Source organism: Psychrobacillus sp. MER TA 171 (assembly GCF_023713305.1).
Lineage (GTDB): Bacteria > Bacillota > Bacilli > Bacillales_A > Planococcaceae > Psychrobacillus.
In genome coordinates this window covers 1-22,234 of record NZ_JAMAWN010000015.1, presented here as the reverse complement: position 1 = coordinate 22,234, position 22,234 = coordinate 1, and the positions used below count along the sequence as shown (strand labels likewise).

Sequence of the window (22,234 nt, the reverse complement as noted above, 5' to 3'; positions counted from 1 at the left end):
AGAATAGAATCCTCGGAATCTTACCAGGTAGTAAAATTTTTAAGGTTTATAATTGGCAGCCTAGCCTCATATTTATTTTTATATTAGTTATATAGATGTTTCTATTTCGTTCTCGCGAATCCAGTCACTATAGCTACCAACATATAATTTAACATCTTCATATCCTGCTTCTTTTAAGGTTGCATATAATGGAGCTGCAGTTACCCCACTTCCGCAGTACGCGATAACTGGCTTCTTTTTGTTCGTTAGCTCACTTAGCTTTGCAGTTAATGAATCTTTGTCTAAAAAAGTACTACCCTGCTTTAATTGTTCCCAGTCAAAGTTAATTGCTGTGGGGATATGACCCGCTATCGGATCAATTGGCTCTATCTCGCCTCTGAATCGAGCAGCTGCACGTGCATCGATTAACTGACCTTTCTTGTTCCCTTTTACAACCTCACGGACATCGTCCATATTTAACAATATATTATCATTCCAACTTGGAACTACTCTCGTCTTGTCATAATAGGTTACATTTTTAGAAATGGGAAGAGCTTTCTTTATTTCTTCAAAACCTTGACGTAAAACTTTAACATTCTTAAAGCCTGCCCACTCTAGTAAAAAATATGCTCTTAAAGAAAAAGGTACTGCTCCTTGATCGTATATAACTATTTGGTCATCCAATGATAGTCCTGCGCTCTGTATGAGTTCTGTCATTTTCTCTTTCGAAATCATTGGATGTCTACCATGAACATCCTCCATATTAGAAAGATCTTTTTCTAAGTCCCAGTAAACCGCACCTTCTACATGCCCATCTTGAAACAAAACAAATCCAGCCTTAGAATCAGCTAGGTTAAAGCGTGTATCGATAAACCTTGTAGTATTAGCATCAATATCAGTTAGATCGATAAAAACCTTAGTCACTAAGCATTACCTCCACCCTGAATTTTTTGATAAATATCTTTCCAGCGGTTCAACGTCTCTTCTTGCTCCAACAGTTTTCGCTCAGCAGCAAGCTGTTGTAATGATTCGTTCAGCCATTTTATACGAGCTCGCTCTATTTCTTGCTCAGCATAATGGATGAGCCATTCAACCAGTCTTTGTTTCTCTTGTTCGATATAGGCTGTTGCTTCTACTTTTGTTTCCTCAGATAGAGTATCCCTTAACTTTTCTTTTTCATTTTTCTCGAAGAAGGACTTAGCATTTTTAAAGTATGATTTTACGTGACTATATTTATCTTTGTCTTGGAAAGGACCTACAAACTCTAATAATTCATAGTCCTCACTTTCATGAGGGCTAAAAGTTAAGCTTCCATTCCAATCCTTTAAGATTCTCATTTCTTCCTTATCCAGCTGGGTTATTTGTCTCTGGATAAATTGAAGAACTCGGAAGTTGGTTACACGTAACTCCTGCTCCAAATCAAAACGAATCATTTGAAGAATATCTTTTAGAGCGATGTCTAAAGCAACGGAAGCGCTGTGATTAGAAAACAGGGAAGGATTATAAGCTTCCTTGAAAAATTCATTAAAGCGATAATACACACGTTGTAAAACATAAAAAAGTAGTGACTCTAATTCTTGCGTCGTATCCTTTGTTAAGGATATAGCGTTGTACTGTGTGTATCGTTCTCTTATTTTTTCTTCTTGATTAGTAAGCTCCGTCAGTCTTTCTTCTTTTCGAGCTAGATTAGCCTCGGTTTGTTGGATGAGAGATAACAATTTATTTTTCTGGCGATTCGATTCCTCTTCTAAAGCAATGACAGCAATTTGCTTAAGATCCTGCTCTAAGAATTGATGGAATGATTTTTCAAACTGCTCCATACCTTTATGCAGCTGCATCTTATTTTCTTTTTCTTGCAAAGCTTGAAGACTAGAGACACCAAACACTCGAGGGAAACGAATACCAAAACGCTGTAGCTCGTCCTTGACATATTGCTTTACTAAATCTGCCTCTTCCTCATTACTTGCAAGGTCAATTGCATTCACTACAAAGAACATCTTGTCTAGCTCAAAAGAGTCCTTCACACGGCCAAGCTGAATTAGGAATTCTCTATCTGCTTTAGCAAAAGCATGGTTAAAGTACGTCACAAATAATACTGCATCTGCGTTTCTAATGTAGTCGAAAGCGACTCCTGTGTGTCTAGCATTTATGGAGTCTGCTCCCGGAGTATCAACTAAAGTTACTCCTAATCTTGTTAACTCACAATCAAAATAGAAATCAATAAAATCTACGAAGCAGCTTTTAGATTCCTGTGCGACAAAAAGAGAAAATTCCTTTTCATCTACATTTAAAACTTCTCCCAGCTTGTCCTTTACAGCAGGGTATCCGATATAAAATGCGTTAATAAAGGATTTATGAACTTCCTCAGTAGAGTTCTCTTTTACTGCAGCTGGAGCTTTTTCGAAGGCTTCTTCTAAAGAAGTAATAGTAATTCCTAACTGTTCAAAGGCAAACTTAACATCCTCCAAAAGCTGCTCTTTCGTCTTCAAGCTAACATCAGCGGTATTATGCAAGTGAGTATCTGTTACGGGATGTATTTTATTTATGGTTGCCGTAGTAGGGTTTGGGGATACAGGCAACACATTAGCTCCCATCAGTGCATTAGAAAAACTGGATTTTCCGGCACTAAAAGCTCCAAAAAGCGCAATAGTGAATTGTTGGTTTTCTACCCGCATTGCTTTCTTCTTAATAACGGAAGCAGCTTCCTGAAAGTCAGGGAGCTCTTTTAAAATCTCTCCAATCTTATTTGCACGGTGAATAATTTCATCAAATGCTAATATTGGAGCTTCCTCAGATCTCTCCTCTTCAGTAGCGACAGCATTAACTGCCTCTTCTTCCTCTTCAGTTGTCTCTACATATTCCACAATAGAACGTTCGAACAATTGACGTTCTTCGTTCCACTCACTTAAAAGATCGACACTATCCTTTCGAATTTGAAGAGTAGGAGCTATTACTAACTTGCTAAGATCCTCTACCCTTTTCTCTATTTCTGTCACTTTTAAAATAGCTTCTTGTTTTTCTCTTAAAGTATCCGTTTTCTTATTAAACTGCTCGTCTTCAGTAGAAGAATGCTCTTCAATATATTGAATATTTTCTTCTTTCCAAGCTTCCGTTTCTTTTACAAAGTATCGGCTAACTGCATCGTTTACACGATTTGCGTAATTTAATATCGCATCACCTGTTGTACTAGCCCCATTATGCATCGTATCTACGATAATTTCGGATGGCAATGAAAATGACATATTATTTATTTCACTTGTCTTACTGTCATTTAATAAACCAACATCTTTTAGCATCCGCTTCATTAAGTTTTTAATATGTGCCGTAATATGAGTGGAAACAATTGTCTCTAGTAGCTCAATTGTCTCTGTTAACCTATTATTTCTTTCTTGTTCCGTCTTTTTCTTACTCGATAAGAAGCCAACTTTGAAGTTATCCTGCCTGCTTTCCGCATAACTCTTTAGCTTCTCCCGAATTTCATACGTCATTATCGAGGCATTGCTTAAAATTTCTTTTCTGTTAGATTCAAATACCTTTTTCCAAGCGTCGCTTTCTTGAAGCTTTTTTTGTTTCTCAGAGACTTCAAACTGTTCCAAGATTTCTTCGACATTAATCCAATCTTCCTCGGTTAATAAATAACTTAGCTCATGCTGTAGACCTTTTTTTTCCTCTTCTAAAAATTCCAGATGCTCATCTTTTAGTTTTTCTAATGTAGCTGTAGCTGAAAGTAAAAAAAGTTCTTCTTTATGAAGGATGGAATCATTTACAATTTGTTTTACTTGCTCAAAGTCATTATGTAGCATCTCTCTGTTTTTTAAAGAGGTATAGTAAATATCCTTTGGAATTACATTCCACGCGGTAAAAGCAGATGACACAGATTCTTTATAAGCAGTAAAAGACAACTCTTCTTCTCGGTGCTTATCAATCTGGTTAACGATTAAGTATATGTTTTCATTGTAATGCAGCAATTGTTTTGTAAACTGAAAGTTCAATTCAGACTGTACATGGTTATAGTCCATCACATAAAATACGATGTCTGCGAGATGGAGCGCCGACTCTGTTGACACTCGGTGAGCGTCATCTGTAGAATCAACACCAGGCGTATCCATAACGGTAATACCTTTTGGAAGCCCAGATGTTTTATGACCAATTTCTATTTGAGAAACCTTACTACCATCCTTTGAATATTTTTTTACATGCTGTATATCATATTCTCCTGAGAATTTAACAGGAGACTGATCCACAAAGTGGACAATCGCATAATTTTCATCTGCTTTATTTACCGTTACAATATTAGCCGACGTAGGTATGGGACTAGTCGGTAGCAGTTGTTCATTTACGAGTGCATTAATCATACTAGATTTACCTGCTGAGAAGTGACCAGCAAAAGCAATGGTAAATGTTTGTTTTTCTAATTTATCTGCAAATAGCTTTGACTTGGCATATCTTTCATTATCCTTATTTTGCTTAAAGATAGCTGCAAGCAAAGCGTTTTTCTGTTTAATATTCTGTAGTTCTTCTAATTGATCCATTTGAAATTTTTCCCCTTTTTATCTAATAAACAATATGTATATCATATCAGAAAATATAAAAAAAGATGACTTTATTGTCATAAAGTCATCACATAAATAATTCTTATTTTGAATGAGGTGTTATTGAACTTAATACATGCTTTGTAACTACGCTATAAATAACAACTGTTGAGCCAATTAAAATATATAACATGACTATCTCCCTCTCAACTGAACTTGATATTCATTCTCATTTAAATGATAACATAACAATTCACAAATGACTATAAAATATATTCTTTTTGACTAGATATTATGCTAAAATTGATTCAACTTTACTACTTGGAGGAAAAAGATGACTCTTTCTAGGAACATACAAACTATATTGAATGGGACGATTCAATCTATAAAAGCAGTCATCCCTTTAAACCTTAGTTATACCCCACCTACTCTCTTGTCTCAACCATATGAGGTAGTGGAAATGGCTGTACTGATCGGTATTGTAGGCGATATGAAAGCAAGAATTATAATAGATGCATCTTCTCATTATTTTTCATCTGTTGGTGCCTCTATGTTTGGTATGCCTTTAGAGGGAGAAATGCTTGAATCTTTTACAGGCGAACTAGGAAACATGATTGCAGGTAATTTATGTACGGTTGTTGCACAACAAGGATTAGAAATAGATATAACCCCTCCTACTGTAATTGTAGGACAAAGTAAGTTATATGGTTTCCAACAGGCTTTCTTTCTACCCGTTGAAGTTACAGACATAGGTCCCATGGCTATTATTCTGACTGTTGATGAAGATTAGATAGTTATACATAATTCTTAATACTTTGTACGCATCGAAGAGAATGGAAAAAAATCCTCCTTTAAGTTAAAAGTCCTGAAATTTTACAAATCGTAAAATTTTCAGGGCTTTTTTTGTTACATCATAGCAGTTGTTCAAGCGGATAGAGACAATAGTCTTTCTAATAATTATCCCTTAAAAATCGCTGTCATGCCCCATGATATAAGTGTTGCCCTCATTATCAAATTTTCTAAAATATAAAAGCTATATTTATGCGAATAAATTTATTAGCGCTTTATCGATGCTAAAGCTGTTCCCATTTATTGATTGGAGCGCCAGACGGCGACTCCTACGGGATGAGTGAGACAGATAAGACATCACAACCACGCGCGTAAGCGATGGGTGGTGGCTTATCGCTCACCCCGAGGAAAGCGTCCGGCTGGGGCGGAAATCAATTCTACTCTCTGATTTAAAGTTTGCTTTGCTTCATAAAATTAACCTTACTCTTTAACAAAGCCAACATAAAAATGCGTTAATCCTTCCATACACTTATATTTCCCCACTAAAAATTAATATATAACTTTTATAACAATTCCTATTTACTTTTTTGTTACTTTCAAATTATTTCACAGTATCTTCACATATAACCTTTGTATGTGTGATAAATATCACATCAACTTTGTTTTTTTAAATTTATGATGTACCTATAGAAAAAGAAGGAAAGTTTTGGAGGTGTAAGACAGATGTCCAAAAAACAAAATAAAGAACCAGAACTAAAAGGGACGCTTATATCAGTTAGCGTTGTCGGTATATTTATTTTAGTCACTTGGTTTTTCGCATTCTATTTATTTATTGACAGATTTTAAACTAATGGAGGTTAAAGGTTATGCATATTCACAAGTATGAAAAATGGTGGATAACATTTGGTGTTAGTTCACTAGTTTTATTTTTAATAATAGTTGGTTTTAGCGCCTTCCACTATGGTTCACATCCACCAAGTGCAAAAGTATATATTGATCATGAGCGAGTAGACGAGATTGCTCCATTCAATAACCCAGGAGTTCACAAAGTAGAAGGTAAAGAATGGGATTATGAGATAGTAGTAGTTGCATCCGCATTCTTCTATAACCCACAAGAATTTGAAGTTCCACTAGGTTCTACGGTTAAATTTATAGCTACAACGAAAGACGTTATACATGGCTTTCAGATAGTAGATACAAATATTAATATGATGCTTGAACCAGGTTACGTTTCAGAATATGTAACAACTGTAGATAAAGCTGGAGAGTATTTAGTTTTATGTAACGAATATTGCGGTGTAGGACACACGTCTATGACATCGAAGTTAAAGGTGGTTGAGTAACATGGCAACAATAACAGAAAAAGCCCAAAGCTTTGTGAAAGTTGACCGTCGTGATGGCAAGCTTGCAATGGCTCATATTCATGTAGCTTTTATTGCACTATTAATTGGAGGACTTTGCGGACTCTTACAAACCCTTGTACGTTCTGGGCAATTCACCCTTCCTTGGGGTATAGGTTACTATCAATTATTAACTGTTCATGGTGTTTTATTAGGACTTATTTTAACTACTTACTTTATATTTGGTTTTCAAATTGCTGCTGTTAGCCGTACTTCCGGCACATTAACAGATAAACAGAGAACACTAGGTTGGATTGGTTTTTGGACAATGACAACCGGGACTACTGCTGCTGCAGTAATGGTTTTATTAAACGAAGCATCTGTGTTGTATACTTTTTATGCACCACTTCAAGCGCATTGGATTTTTTATGTTGGGATGGCATTAGTTGTAGTAGGCTCATGGATTGGCGGAGCTGGCTTGATCATGAAATATATGGAATGGCGTAAAGCAAATCCAAAGCAACCTAGCCCATTATTAACTTTTATGGTTATTGTAAATTTAACTATGTGGATTATTTGTTCACTTGGTGTAGCAGTCGAGGTAGTATTCCAATTAATCCCATGGTCTTTAGGCTGGGTAGATAAAATCGATGTTTTACTCTCTCGTACACTTTTCTGGTATTTCGGTCACCCATTAGTATACTTCTGGTTATTGCCAGCTTATATGGTATGGTATGTGATCATCCCGAAAATTATTGGAGGTAAAATTTATTCGGACGCACTAGCAAGATTATCCTTTATGCTGTTCTTAATCTTCTCTATCCCAGTTGGATTCCATCATCAATTGACAGAGCCAGGTATTGATTCATTTTGGAAGTACTTGCAAGTTGTTTTAACAATGATGGTAGTTATACCTTCCCTTCTGACTGCTTTCTCTATGTTTGCTTCATTTGAGATTCGTGGAAGACAGCTTGGAGGAAAAGGCGTATTTGGATGGTTTAAAAAGCTACCTTGGAAGGATGCGCGATTCCTAGTACCATTTATCGGAATGGCTGCCTTCATCCCTGCTGGGGCTGGTGGTATTATCAATGCATCTAACCAAATGAACCAAGTAGTACATAATACTATCTGGGTTACAGGTCATTTCCATCTTACTTTAGCAACAACTGTCGTTTTAACATTCTTTGGAGCAGCCTATTGGTTAATCCCTCACCTTACTGGGAGAGTGTTGACTAAACAAATGAATAAGCTAGCTATTATACAAGGTATTGTTTGGGCAGTAGGTATGTCCATCATGTCTGGGGCAATGCATATTGCTGGATTATTGGGAGCCCCCCGCCGATCAGATTTCTCAACCTATGGTGAATCTGCCCAGGCAGCCGAGTGGGTTCCGTACCAAATCGCACAAGCAGTTGGCGGTACAATTTTATTCATCGGTATCATCTTAGTCTTATATATAGTAGCTCAATTAGTATGGTTTGCTCCTAAAGGTGATACAGAATTTCCAATTGGAGAAGTATCCGAAAATGCAGAAAAAACACCGATGGCACTCGAAAACTGGAAAATATGGTTAACGATTTGTATTTTCTTAATTTTATTTGCTTATACGGTTCCGGTGTTTGATATGATTCAAAATGCTCCTCCAGGTTCAAAAGGTTATAAATTCTGGTAACTATCATTCTTTTAAATATATACGATGGAAGAGAGACTATTCATATAAACAGTCTCTCTTTTTGTTTTTATAATCTTGCACTTGTTAATCATCTCGCCGTTTACAAACTTTAGTAGTTTCTATGTATGGACAAGGCGTTAGAGGGACTACCCGTAAAAGCCAAATTTCTGACTTTTAGAGCACTCCCTTTTAAAAATGTATTTATCATTATACATATTTAAGCACACGCCCACCCAAATAGGGCTTTGCCTATTTAAATTTTTACCCCTCTGACCGTACTCTTACTTGTCTAATTTGTAGTACTTTTAAAGTTAGATCTACTACCATTTTCTCTGTAAGCGTATCAAAAGTATCGCGCATATCCACTAAGCACGGAGAGTAGTCAAGCTCGAAAAACTCAGCTCTCACCAATTCACAATAAGGCTGCTCATTATAGAAAGTACTGTTCTCAAAGAAATACTTATCTAAACGAGGCATTTCACTGTTTTTCGGATTAATGAAACGGGATTGACTTTCAGAAGACTTAGTAATGATAGGGTATAGAATAAAATCAGACCCATTTAGGTCAGCAAAGCCTGTGAAAGGTACGGAAGCAATACGATCGTAAATTACACCGTTACAATCATCAGTTGCGTATTCGATGTCCTTTCTAATAAATCCTTCAACAAATAATTTAGCTCTAGTAACTCTGCGAGAGCCATCGCAAGAATCCATCGGATCAAACCTTACCGGTACAAGCTTACATTGTGTTAAGAATACATCCTTGTGTACTCTTTTGATTTCGCTTGCAGGTGGATCTAATGATATATCCGCTTCTACTACTATTTGAATTGTAGTTTCCGCTAATACAGCTGGCACCTTAATAATCGGGTAAAAATTATCGGGTACTACGCAAGGATCAACAGGATCATCCTGTAATTGTGGTAGAGACCTTGCATTATCTACCGGACATGGGTAAACATTGGACAAATCGCCATTGTTTAAACCGTTCTCTTCATTCATTTAAAATTTCCTCCATTCATTTTTTGCGAAATTAATTCATTTCTGTTTTAAGTTATGTAAAATCACCGATGGATGTATAAGCAATAGACACAGAAACGTAAATTATGTCGATATTATTTATCTATTTCACTGTTTAAATAACTCTTTTGTGTAATATAGCTTAGAGATTTCCTCTAACTATTCACAACCACTAATTTAAATTTTACTAGCTCTATGGAATTCATGATCACCATTCTCTTGAAGGAGCTAGGAACCGTGTATAGCATTGATCCCACTGGACTCGTCGCCTACTGCTTAAAAGATTTATATAAATAATGAGCAATTAAATAAGCCATCACCAACGAACTCATTCGTTAGAGATGGCTACATTAAAAAAGATACTTGCACTAACAAAATTACAGTACAAGTGGAGTTTATTTTTTTGTAGATGGATAATACACTTTCTGAACTTGTAAAAGCTGCAAAACTAATTCAATTACAGCATTTTGTTGCACTTTAGGCGATTCAGACGGTAAATCTTTTTTCCTTAGCTTTTCCTCGCTTTCCGACAACACGGTATATTCAATTCTTTGTATAATAGTCCCTTCTATTAACAGCTTTCCTCTCGTTGCCTGTTGGACACCTTCTTCGTTGGATTGCTCGAAAGAGGAAGGTATGAATTTACAAGAAGCCAATTGAATATCCTTTGATAGTTCTTTAATATTAACTACTCTTTCTTCTAAATCTAAGGCTCTTTTTAAGCTTATTTCAACATCATACTCCCCTATAATTACAGGTACTTTAATATGCACCGCTAACGGGAGCTTATTTTCCTTTTGCCCTGAATTATGTCTAACTTTAACTTGGGACTTATATAGGTTATTTTCTGCTACAGATAGTTTTTGTGAGTCATTGTTATGAGCAGAAAAGAGAATTTCATGCACTTTATAACCTAACAGATGGCAATAGAGTTCTTCTTGAAAAAAGTACATACTATCAAAAAATACTGTATCTAAAAGTGGAAAATGATCGTTGTTTGTAGGTAAAAAATTATACCCTTCCTGCTTTGCACTACCATAAAGTGCAGGGTTCATAAAATCTTCAATATCTACGTAGGTAGAAAACGGAATATATATGGTTTTTATTTTTATATTAGAAGTGGGTCCCTTTACTCTATAAATTACTTCCTCTAAATTTTGAGAATTTTCTTCTGCAACTAAGTTAGTGAGTAATATTTCCTCTTCCTCTATAAGAGATTCTTTTACTATAGTAGGTATGTTTTCCTCTTGATGATGAGTATTATCTGGTAAAGTGTTGAAGTCATCACTTTCACCCGCTTCTTTACTAGCAATAATTTTTTTCAGACTACTAATCATTTCAGACAAATACGTGTCTCGAAGACTTTCTTCCATAAATCTTATATTATCTTCATTTTTAATTTCTAATTCTTTAGTTATGGAATCTAATGGATCTATTTCATGAGCAATTTCTATGGAAGAATAATCTACATCATTTCCTAAAACTAACATTTCCTCTTTACTGTCGTAGGAAGGTATTGTAGGCATGTTTGTTTCTTCTATAGATTCCCCTTGTTTTGAATCTTCTTGTAGGGAAGGGATCTCGATTGCTTGCGCCTCAATAAAGAAGGAAGAATCCTGGAGCGGTGTTTGTTCTGTGGCATTCCATTCTGTTGGTTCTTCTTCTGACTCAATGTAAGCCATCACTTCTAATTCATGATTATAATCTGCATTTTCATACTCTAATACAGGATTTATTTTACGTCTCGGTTTTGGCAAATAAGCCCTAATATATTTTAGTTGATTAGGCTGTTTAATATTCTTTTTATTATTTGATAGCAGATAGTATGGCTTAAGTGAATTTTTTTCTTCCCTTAAAAAATTGAATAAACTATTTTCCTTTGTATTTTCTTGAGGGCCATTTATCATAATGTTATCTTCAGATGGTACTGTGGCTATAAATCGTCTGCGCCGTTTTCTTTTGAAAGTACGTCTGTTTACTTTTTTAATATCAGACGCATATACTTCTTCTATCTCAGTTAAGCTATCATCTTCAAATACTTCTTCATCACTTTTCACTTCAGCCGATTCAAATAGTTGTGAAACTGAAAAACATATACATTTCTTTTGATTGTTATTAATTTCAACGAACGCACCATAATCAAACCATGGAACAGTCAATTTTCCCTCTGAATTGTTATAGTGAAAGTCACTAGCAATACTAAATGTCACAGCCTCTTCTTTCGTAAAGACAACTCCATCCTCTATATTTTGTATGATTAACCCCACCTTTCTCTTATTACTTGAGACGTTTGCCCTGTATTATTTATATTATTCAGTTAGAAGGAATTCGTTCAAAAAAAAACCTTTTACTTCAAAGATCGTCATATGACTTCACAAATTCCTTATAATTAGGAGGAATTCGAGGAATTTAATGGCGATTCTATAAAGTAAAAGGTTAAATTTTAGTATTATTCATTTGAAATGGTGGTAGGTAAGACACGCGCAAAACGATCTTCTATTAATGCTTCTGACTCATTTAGAAGAAGGTGAATTTCACCGTGATCCTCAGACGTACGGATAAGACGACCTATTCCCTGTTGAAGTCGAAGAAGCATAAACGGTAATTCTACTTCTTCAAAGGGATTGTTAGAAAACGAACGTTTTGCATCGAATAATGGATCTACTGGTGGGAATGGCAGATCATAGATAATTACTCGAGTTAAAGCTTCTTTAGGCAAGTCTAAGCCTTCCCACAAATGATAAGAACAAAGGGTAGAGAATTCTCCATTTTGAAATTCCTTCACAATTGTTGAAAGCTCACGATCCCCTTCAAAAGCAATGTCCTTAGCTTGAGTCGATGCTCTAAAATGATCCATCGCAGCTTTAGACTTAAACAAAATGAGTGTTTGACTAGTAGATTCCAATATCTTATCGGTTTCATGAACTTTTTCTACTTGACTAACATGATGAGCTGTTACTTTCATAACCTCATCATAGTCGAATGGTGATGGTACAGAAAATGATTGATACTTCTCAATTCCTAAAGAATCTGCCAAATAAGTAAAATCTTTTTCTATGGATAAAGTTGCAGAAGAAAAAATGACAGGCAGTTTAGTACTAAATAGCTTTTCATTTAAAATATCCGTTACTAGCATTGGCATAATAATAAGTGTTTCATAGCCATCGATTATTTCTAGCCATTCAACGCCATCACCTTTTTCTGTAAACAGCCTTAGCGAGAATGAATACTGCTCTAAAAATTCTTCTACCATTCTTAGCTCATATTCTGGAATTGTAAACAGTTCCGATTCAAATACAAATTCCTCAAGCAAGTCGTCTGTAATTTTAATCGCCTGCTTACATAGCTGCATTAGTTGAGGTGATTTATCAATTTTCATACGTTCGGTTTCCTCAGTAACACTACCAACTCTTAAAACACTAAAAATCTTCTCATGTGTATTTTGAAGTATTTCCATAAGATTTAACGTTTTTTCTCGGACACCGTCAACCATCACCCGTTCTAGTAAACGGATCAGTGTTTCACTCTGCACTTCATATGTAAGTGCTTTTTGAGCTGCAAATTCTAATAGATGTCCTTCATCCAGTACAATCATAGAGACTTCAGGTAAAAAAGGTAGCTGCCCTTCACGAATGCGAGAGTCTTTTGTCCAAAGATGCTCCATTAAAAAGTCATGTGAGCAGATGATTAAATCAGATGATTCCCGGTAATGTTGACGGTGAATAGTTTGCCCACATCGATTGCGCAAATCACAAACTGTACATTGTTGAGTAGGATGGAAGTTAACTTTTTGCCAATCTACATCCGAAACTCCAGGAAACTGGCTTCTTTCACCAAAAGGAAATATGCTTTGTAGAGAAGCAGAACCATAAACGAAATCAGGAACACCATCTTCAATTTCTTCTATGAAGAAGTCATTCTCTCCACTTTTTTGAGCCTCTTCTAGTCTTTTTAGACACAAATACTGATTGCGTGATTTAGCTAATCTCACATCTATTTTTATATCTAAATAATTTTGTAACTTAAAAATATCACCAGCCTCTTTTACTAGCTGCTCTATTAGTGTTTCATCAGCGCAGGCGATAAGTGCTGGTTTTCCAGTATATCTCGCATAAGAAATAGCAGGTAGCAGATAAGCTATCGTCTTTCCTGTACCTACTCCAGCCTCTGCAAACAAGACATTTTTCTCTTTTAAAGCTTTTTCAATTTGATAAGCCATGAAAATTTGCTCATCACGACATTCAAATCCTTTTTCGGGTAATTCATCGTATAAAACGTCTCCCATCCAGTCTCCTAATGATTCAAAGAAAGAACGGTCCTTAGATAATTTAAATGGTAAAGCTTGCTTCATTTTCTAACTCCCTTAAATATAATATAACAGCAAGGGAGAGCTTAATCTCCCCTACTGTTATGAACGTTTACCCCAAAACTGATAGTAATCTGTTCTTATAAACCCATTGAACAATTTACGTTTCTTCGTTGCTCTACGACCATACAGATTTTCAAAATTCTCCATGGAAGATAACATATAAACTGACCAAGAAGGATATTTTTCCATCATATGCCCTAAGTCACTAATAGCTTTCTCAATTTCTTCAATTTCACCTATACGCTCTCCGTACGGTGGATTACCAATCATTACGCCATCCATTAAGTCCGTAGAGAAGTCGCTTGCTTGCATTTGTTTAAAGCTGATTAAATCAGCAAAGCCTGATTCAAAAGAGTTCTGCTCTGCAATTTGAATCATTTTATGATCAATATCTGAACCAATTATTTCTAAAGGTTGGTCATAGTCGGCTAAATCTTCAGCTTCATTTCTTACATCATCCCAAATTTTTTGAGGCATCCAAGCCCAAGCCTCACTATGAAAATCACGGTTAAATCCTGGAGCAATATTTTGCCCAATCATGGCTGCCTCAATTGGAATTGTACCGGAACCACAAAAAGGATCAACAAAAGGTCTATTGGGACTCCATTTAGAGATTTTTACTAAAGCTGCTGCTAAGGTTTCTTTTAAAGGTGCTTCCCCTTGACCATGTCGGTAACCGCGCTTGTGCAGTCCAGCTCCGCTAGTATCAATGGTAATAGTCGCTACATCCTTCAATATACTAATTTCTATCTTGTATGTAGCCCCTGACTCATCTAAAAACCCAATTCGTTTATAGGCTAGCTTTAATCTTTCTACAATCGCTTTTTTAACAATAGCCTGACAATCAGGAACACTAAATAATGTTGATTTGACTGATTTGCCTTGTACAGGAAAAGCAGCATCTACAGGGAGGAACTTCTCCCATTGAATCGCTTTAGTATTCTCAAACAGTTGATCAAAGGTTCTGGCAGGAAACTGAGCAGCTACAATCTTTACACGGTCTGCAACTCGTAGCCATGTATTAGCTCTTGCAATTGCTCTTTCATCTCCTTCAAAATATACCTTTCCGTTTTCAGTTGTTGTTTCATATCCTAGTGCTTTTACTTCTTCTGCAACGATTGCCTCTAGCCCCATTGCAGCAGTAGCTACTAATTTAAATGTTGTCATTATACCTTCCCTTCTTGCTTATGGATCTCCCATAACTCTAAGAAATCCATTAGCCCTTTACTTGGAACTGGCTTGCTATAATAGTATCCTTGGATAATATCGCAATTCATTTCCCTTAGAATTTCTACTTGTTCCTTAGTTTCTACACCTTCAGCTACAACCTTAATATTCAAACGATGTGACATTAAAATAATAGATTCCACTATTGCTTGTTTATCCTTTAAGGTAGTTATGTGCTGAATAAAGCTTCTATCAATTTTTAAATAGTTTATAGGAAATTGGTTTAAATAACTCAAGGACGAGTATCCTGTCCCAAAATCATCAATAGAAATTTTAAATCCATTACTTTTAAGCTTTATAAGCTTAGAGATAATATTATTCGAATCCTTCATAATAGTGCGCTCAGTTAATTCTAATTCAAGCTGCTGTGGACTACAATTATATTGCATTACCAAGTTGTTTATTCTTTCAATAAAATTATCTTGTTGAAAATGTATAGATGCAATATTAATGGATACTGAAATATTACTAATATCAAGTGTTCTCCATTCAAGGATATCTAAACATACTTTTTTAATAATTAACTCACTTAATGGGATGATTAGGCCAGTTTCTTCAGCAAGCGGGATAAACTCTGCTGGAGATACAGTACCTACCTGATCATTTTCCCACCTTACTAAAGCCTCTACTCCAATAATGGTTTTTGTTTCCAAGGAAACTTTAGGCTGGTAATGGACCGAGAAATCATTTGCTTGTATCGCCTTTCTCAGTTCAGCCTCCAATAACAGCAGCCTTTTCGAATCTCTCTTCAAATCTTCAAAGTAAAATGCATATTGATTACGGCCATTATGCTTAGCAAAGTACATGGCCTTATCTGCCTTGTGAATAAGTTCATCTATTTCTTGTCCGTCTTGAGGAAAAAAGCTGATTCCTATACTAGCGGTTAAATAAATTTCCAAATCATCTATTATAAATGGCTTGCTTAGCATTTTAATAATTTCAATAGCAATTTGGCCAGCATCTATATGTGATTTAATATGTGAAAGTGCAAGTAAGAACTCGTCTCCACCATACCTTGCCAAGATTCTATCCTTTGGTGTTATATGCCTGACACGTTTCGTAAATTCAACTAGAATTCTATCTCCTATTTCATTTCCAAGTGATGCATTCACTTGCTTGAAACGATCTAAATCGATAAACAAAAGTGCACTGAAGCTATTTGGAGTCGAGTTTTCAATTAACTGTAAAAACAATTCATTAAAAGAGAACCTGTTAGGTAAACCTGTGAGATAATCCGTTGAAGTCAATGTCTTTATTTCTTTTTCTGCACTTTTTTTTATGGAAATATCAGAAAACACTCCAAAATAATGTGTAGTTTCGCCTAGTTCGTTTTGAATTCTAGTAATTTTTAAGTGCTCAGGGTATACTTCACTATTCTTCCTTCTGTTCCAAATTTCACCTTGCCAAGTTCCTTTTTTGTCTAACTCTTTCCACATGGACTCGTAAAATGATTTGTCCTGCTTTCCGGATTTTAATATGCTAGGAGTTTTATCTCTAACCTCCTCCAAGCTATATCCAGTAACCGCTTGAAAGGCAGCATTCACTAAAGTAATTTTTAAATGTTCATCCGTAATCATAATACCCTCAGTAGTGGAATTAAATACTTTCTCTACTAGCTCTTTTGGGTACAAAGAAAAGCTTTCGGGATGTTGCTCTTTTTTCACTTTCTATGACCTGCTTCCCCTCAGTACTCACTCGATGATAAAATACAATTCTATTAAAGCATTAATAACCTGCCTTTAAGACATCAATCAAGCAACCTGAGATAAATAATAGTATAAGGTGAGGTTTTACTCTCTCTCATGATAAAATATGTAGTCAAGAAAAGAAAAGCTCTCCGTGATTGGAGAGCTTTTCGTATTATTAATTATAGCCACTCATAAACTCAATAAGCCATGTTTTGTTTCCACGGTACTCAAACGGTGAACTACCTCGTACGTATGTGGACGGCAATCATCTATCTACAGATTAATATCTGTTTTTCTATCCGTTCAATTCCTTCAAGAAAATGCCCCTACCATAATTTGGGTTTCTCACTCGTGGGGTTTACCTCGTTCCACCTGTATAGTTTCCTATCCAGCTTCGTCACTGTGGCACTTTCAGAGATTGTTAGCCATATCCGAAGACTTAGGCCTTCATCCCGCCGTCAGCCAAAAGGCTGCCTTAGTTTATTTTTTCACTAAGCACGAACACTACATTCATCGCAGAATTGTGTGAGCATGGACTTTCCTCTACAATGTCTAAGCATTGCAGCGATTGCCCGAATAAATAAGTGGTAATTACATTGTATATGATTTGACATGAAAACACAAATTTTCTTTTTTGATATAATATTATTCGTACAATTTAGCTCCAAATACATGTTTTTCTAAATGAGATAATCTTTTTAGAATATCAAAATTAGTTGCACCTGCTGCTGGTTGTACGGGAGCAGATCTACGTGGTGCTTCCTCTAGCTCCTCTCTAAGTTGCTTGTTTTCTTGCTGCAGTTGAATGATTTTCTTTTCAAACGCTTCGTAGTCTTGAATAATATCGTCTAAAAACATATCTACTTCTTCTTGGTTATAGCCTCTAAGACCCGTTTTAAATTCTTTTTCTAATATATCAGAAGCTTTAAGTTTAAATTCCATGTAGCATCTTCCTTCCGTCTACAATTAGCTACTCGTATTATAGCATAATGGTGTCGAATAATGGAGTAATTTCGCGTGATTATGTGCGTTTTTTGTTAGGTTGTGCGCTTTCCCGGGAAATATCTATTTTTCTTTTTATTCTTATTTCCCGCTTAAGAAGCTCACCTTCAAAACCTTTAGGAGAATCCATCCTAGTCTTACTCCAATAATCTAAGCATTCCTGCGTTTTTTCTAATGCTTTTTGATAATCTTTCTTCTGATGTTCATAAAGCTTTGCAAGTTCCACCAAAACCTTTAGACGATATTTCCCGTCAATTTCCTTTAAAGCTATTTCGAATGCTTCTACACTTTCTTCTATTAGATTTTGTCTTTTTAAATGTAACCCAATATAAAAGTATGCGACGCTTGTTTCACTTTCTGAAAATTGGTCTACAACGAATTCAAACCATTTATTGCTCGCATCTTTTGATTTTAGGTCTTTAAACCATTTACCGATATTCGTGTAAGTGTTAGCAGTTTCTAGTGATTCTTCTTTTTTTAAAAGATCTATCGATAAAGTATAGAGAGTTGCAAGTGATAAGATATCCCATTCATTATGCTTTAAAATTCTCATAAGATTAGTAGGATCACCTTGTTTTACTGCATCAAAATAAATAATGGGTGCTAAGTGTCCTGGAAGATCATTTTTTCTTGTAAAGCCCAGTTTGCTCTCTTCTAGTTGCTTTAGTTTAAATCTCTCTAAATCACCTTTCCATATTCTTTTGGAGGAATGCATTAAATCAATTTGCTCATGTTCTTTTAATGGCGGAAGATTATTGCGATTCATCGTCCAGCGAGTATTTAACTGTGGAATATCGAAACTCTTACCATTATAAGTGATAATAGTTTGTGTATCTTTCCAAAATTCAGTAGCTAACAGAAACGCTGCTTCCTGCCCAGGCTCTACTAACACATATTGAGATAGCAAGTATCCACCGGGCGCTTTTTTTAATATACCATTTAAAAAAATGAGCACACCTGTCCCTTTTAACCCAGTTGTTTCTGTATCATAGAAGCAAAAAGGATTACCTGGTGAAACCGTAAGTGGATGATTTGGGTATCTCTCTTGCATGAAGGAAATTGCCTCCTCCAGCTTATCCAAACCAATAGTTCCATGTATATGCTTCTTACGATAAAATGTTTCTTTTAAAAAGAAAAAACCCTTCTCGTTTTTTATAAGCTTTAAACCAGCTTGTTTCCATTGTTCTGTATAAAAAGGAAGTGCAATTTCTGGCACTTCCTTTTTGGGCTGTTTCTCGGGAACATTCTTCTTCAGAAGTCCCTTCATCTCTAATAGTTTTTTCTCATATGACATAACGATCCACCTGTAGCATATGCAGTAATTTTATAACTTCTTTCTTTAAGTTATTTTCAGCATCTTGTGCTCCAATACAAGCTGGACACCCACCAGTACATGGACAGCTCGCAACTTGCTCTGTAACTTTTGGAACTAAGTCATTCCATAGGTCAAACATTCTCTCGGATAAACCAATACCGCCAGGATAGCTATCGTACATAAAGAAAGTAGGCTTCTCCACGTTTACTGATTTTACCTGTGGGACTACATGAATGTCCTTAGAATCACAATGAATAAATAATGGTATAAATGAATGCAAAGCATATGCTACACCCGTCATCGCATCTGAAAGCAAGGTTTCCGACCAGTCATTTGGCTTATCAAAGCTAAACCAAGTGGATGTAGTGTGAAGCTCTAAAGGCGGTAAATGTATTTTACCTGATCCAATATTATCGTGCGTATCAAACTTAATCTTTTTGAAGATGGTCGGCTGAGCAAGAACAATAATGTCTCCAAAACGTAGTGTTCCAATATCAGCTTCTTTTTCCTTATCCTCACTTAGCACCTTTAGCTCGATTGCAATATTAGCATCTGTAAAATAATCCACGTCCACTTCTTTAACAAATGCCTTTTTCTCTTCCCAATCTAATTTCTCTACTTGAAACTGTGTTCCTTGATGAAGGTATATAGCTTCCTCGTGAAGCAGGGTCATCGCACTATAAAGATCCATCTCTCCTATGACTCGAGTTTTAGTAGGTACTGACTGATCAATTATAATGACATTGTCTTGGGAGGCAGAACGAAGACTAACATTACTAGCAGGAAAGCTTTCGGACATCCAATGCCATTTATCTGCTGTTTTTAACAGAACCCCTTCACTTTCTAAGAACTCTAGCAATTCCTGAATTGAAAATTCACCATAATTGTCGCTAGTCGTAAAAGGAAGCTCAAAAGCGGCACATTTAAGATGATCCATCAAAATAATCATGTTATCAGGATGGATTCGAACCTCTTCCGGTGATTGTCCAAGAAAATAGTCTGGATGCTTAACTACGTATTGATCTAGGGCAGTAGATTGTGCCACAAAAATTATGAGCGCTTCATCCTGCCTACGCCCAGCTCGTCCTGCCTGCTGCCATGCACTAGCTATATTGCCAGGGTATCCAGTCATAATGCATGCTTGGAGCTGGCCAATATCTACACCTAGTTCTAATGCATTCGTGCTTACTACAGTACGAATTACTCCATCCCGGAGTCCTTTTTCAATATCTCGTCGTTCAGAAGGTAAATAACCGCCTCTATAACCACGAATAGATTGGTCATTTATTTTTTTACTTACTAGAGCCTGCAAATAAGTCACTAGCATTTCTACTCTTACTCTGCTTTTAGCAAAAACAATCGTTTGAATTCCATTGACATATAACTCTTGTGCAAGGTCTCTCACTTCTAATACTGCACTACGTCTCACATTAAAAACGGGATGTACAATCGGAGGATTATAAAAAACAAAATGTTTTTTCCCAGCAGGTGCACCGTTCTCATTTATAAGTAAATGTGATTCGTTTGTTAAGTTCTCAGCAAGCTCCTTAGGATTTTTAATCGTGGCAGATGTACAAATAAACTGAGGGCTACTACCATAAAATTCACAGATTCTTTTTAATCTACGAATGACATGTGCAACATGGCTTCCAAATACACCTTTATATGTATGAATTTCATCTATAATAATATATTTAAGGTTTTCAAATAGTGAAACCCATTTTGTATGGTGCGGCAAAATGCCTGAGTGCAGCATATCTGGATTGGTCAGCACTATATGTCCTGATTTCCTAATCTTTTGGCGTATTCCCGGCTCGGTATCACCATCATAGGTATAACTTAAAATCTCCTCCCCGCTTTCCCGAATCAATTCATTTAAATCACTTTTCTGATCCTGTGCTAACGCTTTAGTCGGAAATAAGTAAATTGCTCGAGAGGTGGGATCTTCCATAATAGATTGCAATACGGGAAGATGATAACAAAGAGATTTTCCAGAGGCGGTGGGGGTAATTGCAGTAAACGATTTCCCTAAGGAAGCAGCATCGAAGGCTTGTCTTTGATGAATATAGAGTTGTTCCACCCCTCGATTTTTTAAAGCATTTGTGATGGATGGATGCATGTGATGTGGAAAAGGAGCATATACGGCTTCTTTCTCCTCCACAGTATGGATATGCTCTATTTGTGGAAATCGATTATTATCAATTCTCCAATCATCTAATAGCTCAGCTATACTTTTGTTTTTTAGCATGTTACTCCCCGACCTCCTGTAACGCTTGAAGAATGGTTTCTAAAGTATATTTGGAAGAATGTACAGACTTTAAAAAACGTTTTTTACTAGTGGCTTTATAAAAGGACTGTACGACAAATTGTCTCATTGATTCAAGTAACGAATCAATTTGACTCGGATGTACATATTTGGGACGCTTCATTTGGATCCAAGGACGTACTAGTTGCTCCCATTCGTTCAGTAATTCATCTATATCATACGCATATGGCTTTACTTCTTCAAAAAAATCCGGTTCACGGTCTTCTTCACGAAAACGGTGAAACCTTTCTATACAACTATCACATTCAATTAGCAGCTGTTTATTTACGTTTGTTAATGACAAAGTAATCCCTCTCATTCTAGTAATAGTTTATCAAAAAGCATAGCATATTACCAGCTTCGAACGAACATACATTCCTTACAGATTACTTTCTAATTTTTCCATCTTCCCTAGCAAGCGAAAAGATGATTTACTAAAATCTTCTTCAAATTGATCCTGTTCTTCGTTTAAACGGTTCTCCAATAGATATTCCAAAAGCTCTAGTTGATCAATAAGACGTTCAATTTTATTCATGTTAACACTCTCCTTTTACTGTTTAGTTCCTTCCTTCCTGATAAATCCCTTCCTACTCGACAAAGGTTCTATACATAAGACAAAACTAGCGGCACATCGACAGTGGTTAATATGAAAAGCTTTGTTAAATTTATAGGTTGATTTTGACTAACAATTCTTTGTTATAGTGACTTAATGAGTGTAAACATTATAAAAAGGACATTCAAATAAAAATCATAAATAGATGACGAAATTGGTGTTGGTGACAGTTTTTCAACTTTGCTGCTTATGCGAGTAAATTTTTAGCACTTATCGATACATTAAAGCTGTTCCCATTCATTGATTGGAGCACCAGACGGCGACTCCTACGGGATGACATAGCTATCAAGTTAAGAAAAATTTACGTCATTCACTCTCATATGAACTGGTATTTTTGAAAATTAGACCATATGAAATTAACACTTTTTGGTTTAACCAAAAAA

General features: G+C 35.9%; 16 protein-coding genes and 1 other RNA gene. 4 read left to right on the top strand and 13 right to left on the bottom strand.

What is annotated here, in order from left to right; all coding sequences use genetic code 11:
• Positions 1–87: 87 nt before the first annotated feature.
• The gene (locus tag M3627_RS21095) at positions 88–903 is read right to left on the bottom strand and encodes a sulfurtransferase (protein ID WP_251556155.1); all 816 of its coding nucleotides are present in this window, start codon (positions 901–903) and stop codon (positions 88–90) included.
• Positions 903–4,511, bottom strand: a complete 3,609-nt coding sequence (locus M3627_RS13900) for a dynamin family protein (protein ID WP_251556154.1) — start codon at positions 4,509–4,511, stop codon at positions 903–905. The genes M3627_RS21095 and M3627_RS13900 overlap by 1 nt, the downstream gene beginning before the upstream one ends.
• 334 nt (positions 4,512–4,845) lie before the next feature.
• Between M3627_RS13900 and M3627_RS13895 the strand changes: the two genes are divergently transcribed.
• From M3627_RS13895 to M3627_RS13880, 4 genes are all read left to right on the top strand, one after another.
• On the top strand, positions 4,846–5,301 hold the full coding sequence (locus M3627_RS13895) for a chemotaxis protein CheX (protein ID WP_251556153.1): 456 nt from the start codon (positions 4,846–4,848) through the stop codon (positions 5,299–5,301).
• A 722-nt stretch (positions 5,302–6,023) separates the two neighbouring features.
• Complete coding sequence (locus M3627_RS13890; RefSeq protein ID WP_169359534.1) at positions 6,024–6,146, top strand: cytochrome c oxidase subunit 2A; 123 nt, start codon at positions 6,024–6,026, stop codon at positions 6,144–6,146.
• Between the two features lie 20 nt (positions 6,147–6,166).
• Positions 6,167–6,643, top strand: coding sequence for a cupredoxin domain-containing protein (locus M3627_RS13885; protein WP_169359535.1), 477 nt, complete (start codon positions 6,167–6,169; stop codon positions 6,641–6,643).
• Between the two features lies 1 nt (position 6,644).
• Entirely contained in the window at positions 6,645–8,312 is a 1,668-nt protein-coding gene (locus M3627_RS13880; protein ID WP_169359536.1) for a b(o/a)3-type cytochrome-c oxidase subunit 1, read from the top strand.
• A gap of 261 nt (positions 8,313–8,573) precedes the next feature.
• Here the strand turns inward: M3627_RS13880 and M3627_RS13875 are convergent, their stop codons facing one another.
• From M3627_RS13875 to M3627_RS13825, 11 genes are all read right to left on the bottom strand, one after another.
• A complete protein-coding gene (locus tag M3627_RS13875; protein WP_169359537.1) occupies positions 8,574–9,314 on the bottom strand; it encodes a CsxC family protein in 741 nt (246 codons plus the stop codon).
• A 413-nt stretch (positions 9,315–9,727) separates the two neighbouring features.
• Positions 9,728–11,599, bottom strand: a complete 1,872-nt coding sequence (locus tag M3627_RS13870; protein WP_251556151.1) for a DUF7852 domain-containing protein — start codon at positions 11,597–11,599, stop codon at positions 9,728–9,730.
• Between the two features lie 182 nt (positions 11,600–11,781).
• Complete coding sequence (locus tag M3627_RS13865) at positions 11,782–13,683, bottom strand: ATP-dependent DNA helicase (RefSeq protein WP_251556149.1); 1,902 nt, start codon at positions 13,681–13,683, stop codon at positions 11,782–11,784.
• Between the two features lie 57 nt (positions 13,684–13,740).
• Positions 13,741–14,868 (bottom strand): THUMP domain-containing class I SAM-dependent RNA methyltransferase, encoded by a 1,128-nt coding sequence (locus M3627_RS13860; protein WP_169359540.1) that lies wholly within the window; start codon positions 14,866–14,868, stop codon positions 13,741–13,743.
• A complete protein-coding gene (locus M3627_RS13855; RefSeq protein ID WP_251556147.1) occupies positions 14,868–16,592 on the bottom strand; it encodes a putative bifunctional diguanylate cyclase/phosphodiesterase in 1,725 nt (574 codons plus the stop codon). Before M3627_RS13855 ends, M3627_RS13860 begins: the two co-directional genes overlap by 1 nt.
• Positions 16,593–16,812: 220 nt before the next feature.
• Positions 16,813–17,196: RNase P RNA component class B (gene rnpB, locus M3627_RS13850), an RNA gene on the bottom strand.
• Positions 17,197–17,261: 65 nt separating this feature from the next.
• Complete coding sequence (gene gpsB, locus M3627_RS13845) at positions 17,262–17,558, bottom strand: cell division regulator GpsB (protein WP_169359541.1); 297 nt, start codon at positions 17,556–17,558, stop codon at positions 17,262–17,264.
• A 79-nt stretch (positions 17,559–17,637) separates the two neighbouring features.
• Positions 17,638–18,912: a ribonuclease H-like domain-containing protein gene (locus tag M3627_RS13840; RefSeq protein WP_169359542.1), complete on the bottom strand. Its 1,275-nt coding sequence runs from the start codon at positions 18,910–18,912 to the stop codon at positions 17,638–17,640.
• The gene (locus M3627_RS13835) at positions 18,902–21,181 is read right to left on the bottom strand and encodes a DEAD/DEAH box helicase (protein ID WP_251556145.1); all 2,280 of its coding nucleotides are present in this window, start codon (positions 21,179–21,181) and stop codon (positions 18,902–18,904) included. The genes M3627_RS13840 and M3627_RS13835 overlap by 11 nt, the downstream gene beginning before the upstream one ends.
• 1 nt (position 21,182) lies before the next feature.
• Positions 21,183–21,542 (bottom strand): YppE family protein, encoded by a 360-nt coding sequence (locus M3627_RS13830; RefSeq protein ID WP_240949699.1) that lies wholly within the window; start codon positions 21,540–21,542, stop codon positions 21,183–21,185.
• Between the two features lie 75 nt (positions 21,543–21,617).
• Positions 21,618–21,773, bottom strand: a complete 156-nt coding sequence (locus tag M3627_RS13825) for a hypothetical protein (protein ID WP_169359545.1) — start codon at positions 21,771–21,773, stop codon at positions 21,618–21,620.
• Positions 21,774–22,234 lie beyond the last annotated feature (461 nt).

Excerpts from the sequence above, each read along its gene's own strand:
- M3627_RS13840 (WP_169359542.1), bottom strand. The coding sequence starts at position 18,912 with ATGTCATATGAGAAAAAACTATTAGAGATGAAGGGACTTCTGAAGAAG.
- M3627_RS13900 (WP_251556154.1), bottom strand. The coding sequence starts at position 4,511 with ATGGATCAATTAGAAGAACTACAGAATATTAAACAGAAAAACGCTTTG.
- M3627_RS13865 (WP_251556149.1), bottom strand. The coding sequence starts at position 13,683 with ATGAAGCAAGCTTTACCATTTAAATTATCTAAGGACCGTTCTTTCTTT.
- M3627_RS13825 (WP_169359545.1), bottom strand. The coding sequence starts at position 21,773 with ATGAATAAAATTGAACGTCTTATTGATCAACTAGAGCTTTTGGAATAT.
- M3627_RS13890 (WP_169359534.1), top strand. The coding sequence starts at position 6,024 with ATGTCCAAAAAACAAAATAAAGAACCAGAACTAAAAGGGACGCTTATA.
- M3627_RS13835 (WP_251556145.1), bottom strand. The coding sequence starts at position 21,181 with ATGCTAAAAAACAAAAGTATAGCTGAGCTATTAGATGATTGGAGAATT.
- gpsB (WP_169359541.1), bottom strand. The coding sequence starts at position 17,558 with ATGGAATTTAAACTTAAAGCTTCTGATATATTAGAAAAAGAATTTAAA.
- M3627_RS13860 (WP_169359540.1), bottom strand. The coding sequence starts at position 14,868 with ATGACAACATTTAAATTAGTAGCTACTGCTGCAATGGGGCTAGAGGCA.
- M3627_RS13885 (WP_169359535.1), top strand. The coding sequence starts at position 6,167 with ATGCATATTCACAAGTATGAAAAATGGTGGATAACATTTGGTGTTAGT.
- M3627_RS13875 (WP_169359537.1), bottom strand. The coding sequence starts at position 9,314 with ATGAATGAAGAGAACGGTTTAAACAATGGCGATTTGTCCAATGTTTAC.
- M3627_RS13895 (WP_251556153.1), top strand. The coding sequence starts at position 4,846 with ATGACTCTTTCTAGGAACATACAAACTATATTGAATGGGACGATTCAA.
- M3627_RS13880 (WP_169359536.1), top strand. The coding sequence starts at position 6,645 with ATGGCAACAATAACAGAAAAAGCCCAAAGCTTTGTGAAAGTTGACCGT.